3 protein-coding genes are annotated in these 1,992 nt (G+C 64.6%); all 3 read right to left on the reverse strand.

Going from position 1 to position 1,992, the window contains the following annotated elements:
- Positions 1-188: 188 nt before the first annotated feature.
- Positions 189-440 carry a MoaD/ThiS family protein gene (locus B3V69_RS16665; protein WP_296448125.1) on the reverse strand — a complete coding sequence of 84 codons (252 nt, stop codon included), beginning with the start codon at positions 438-440 and terminating at the stop codon, positions 189-191.
- The gene (glp, locus tag B3V69_RS16670; protein WP_296448126.1) at positions 437-1,696 is read right to left on the reverse strand and encodes a gephyrin-like molybdotransferase Glp; all 1,260 of its coding nucleotides are present in this window, start codon (positions 1,694-1,696) and stop codon (positions 437-439) included. Before glp ends, B3V69_RS16665 begins: the two co-directional genes overlap by 4 nt.
- Positions 1,693-1,992: molybdopterin-guanine dinucleotide biosynthesis protein B (locus B3V69_RS16675; protein WP_296448127.1), on the reverse strand; the 300-nt coding region annotated here is incomplete at its 5' end. The genes B3V69_RS16675 and glp, both read right to left, overlap by 4 nt.

Below are 1,992 nucleotides of genomic sequence, written 5' to 3' on the forward strand. Positions count from 1 at the left end.
GCTGGAGCCAATTCGCGCTTGCCACAGACGGGGCTCGCCAGTGACAGGGTTAACGCCGGGGTACCTCGGCGCGAATTCAGACGTGCGCGAGCGCGCAAGCGACCCGGCACGGACGCCCGCCGCGCTCGCCCACCCGCTGGCTCAGCGCCAGCTTGTGGCAGTCGGAGGCTCGCTGACCCGTATTGGGTTTAGCCGCCCGTCACCGGCGGGAAGAGGGCGACTTCTGCGCCGTCCAGCAACGCTGCAGACTCGTCGCTCATCACCTGGTTGAGCGCCATGCGCACGGCCCTGCCACGTGCCAGGCTCTCAGAATGGGCGCCGCCCAAGGCAATCAATTCATCACGCAAGGCCGCAAGGGTGGGCGCGCTGGTGTCCACCACTTCACTGGACACGCCAAGGGTCTCCCGGATGGACGCGAAATACTTCACCGTGAGCTTCATCCCAGCACCTCCGGAAAAAGAATAAACCGGACCACATCCCCGTGCTGGATGGTCTGACCGGGCGGGTTGTCCACTATGCCATCGGCCCAGACGGCGGAGGTCAGCACGCCCGAGCTTTGGTTGGCAAACAGATCCAGTCCACCCGCCGGATTGCGTCGCACGCGCAAGAACTCACGACGTTTATCGGCTCTAGCCCACGTGAAATGGGCGGGGACAGCTATTGATTTAGTAGCAAGCTGGGTGACACCCTGGAGCTTGAGCAAAAACGGGCGCACCAGCAGCAAGAAGGTGATGAAGCTCGACACCGGGTTGCCCGGCAGGCCGATGAAGTGGGCCTGCTGCACGCGTCCGTAGGCAAACGGCTTGCCGGGCTTGATGGCGATCTGCCACAGATCGAGCGACCCCAGCGCCTGCACGGCAGGTTTGATGTGGTCTTCTTCCCCGACCGAGACGCCGCCGCTGGTCAGAATCAGATCGTGTTGCTGCGCCGCCTGTTGCAGGGCTTGCACGGTGGCGTCCAGCCGATCCGGCACGATGCCGAGGTCGCTCACCTCGCAGCCCAGGCGCAGCAGCAGCGCCCTCAAGAAGAAACGGTTGGAGTTGTAAATCGTGCCGGGCTTCATCTGCCCTGGCGCCACGTCACCGGGCATCACCAGCTCGTCACCGGTAGAGAACAAAGCGACCCGGGGGCGCCGCACCACCGGCAGCAGATTCATGCCAATACTGGCCGCCAGCCCTAGTGAAGCGGGCGTGAGGCGCTCTCCTTTTGAGAGCACGGTCGAGCCCAGTGCGACATCCTCACCGGCGCGGCGAATCCACTGGCCCGGCGCCGGCATGGCCTTGATGCGCACGGCGCCGCCCGGCAGAACGCCGTCGGCCGGCAGCACTTCGCAGTCTTCCTGCATCACGACCGCGTCCGCCCCAAGCGGGATCGGCGCACCGGTGAAAATTCGGGCCGCACTCATGGGCGCCAGCGCTTCGCCAGCCGACCCGGCCGCAATGCGCTGCGACACCGGCAGCACGCCCTGCGCCTGGGCCTGCGCCCGCAACACATCAGCGCCGCGCACGGCGTAGCCATCCATGGAACTGTTGTCCTGCGGCGGTACATGCAAGGCTGACACCACGTCTTGCGCCAGCACACGGCCATCGGCCTCAAAGGTCGAGACCGACTCCACACCACTCAAGACAGTGGCGAACGCCAGCAATTCGGCCAGGGCATCATCGAGCGGCTTCAGGGCGGGGCGTGGTGCATTCATGCAAAGATCTCCGGGCAGTAGTCAAAGCGGGCTTCGTTGGCCGTCAACCAGTTCACGATCTGCTCGGCATCGTTGATGTCCAGCACCGGTCGCAGGGTGGCATGGGGCAGTTCGTCTGGCGAATCGGTGGCAATGGCGACGATGAAATCATCGTCCAGGTAGCGGGTGGGTTTGGCCGAGAGCGCCCGCCAGACCTCGATCTTGAGCAAATCGGAATCCTTGAAGCCTTCCACCAGCACCCAATCGACGCCCTCGTACAGCTCGGCAATCAATTGGTGCACCGAGAGTTGCACCGG

This window comes from Rhodoferax sp. UBA5149 (genome assembly GCF_002413825.1).
Taxonomy (GTDB): Bacteria; Pseudomonadota; Gammaproteobacteria; order Burkholderiales; family Burkholderiaceae_C; genus Rhodoferax.

What these genes read in the sequence shown, in the direction of transcription:
- glp (WP_296448126.1), bottom strand. Translation starts at nt 1,696, where the DNA reads ATGAATGCACCACGCCCCGCCCTGAAGCCGCTCGATGATGCCCTGGCC.
- B3V69_RS16665 (WP_296448125.1), bottom strand. Translation starts at nt 440, where the DNA reads ATGAAGCTCACGGTGAAGTATTTCGCGTCCATCCGGGAGACCCTTGGC.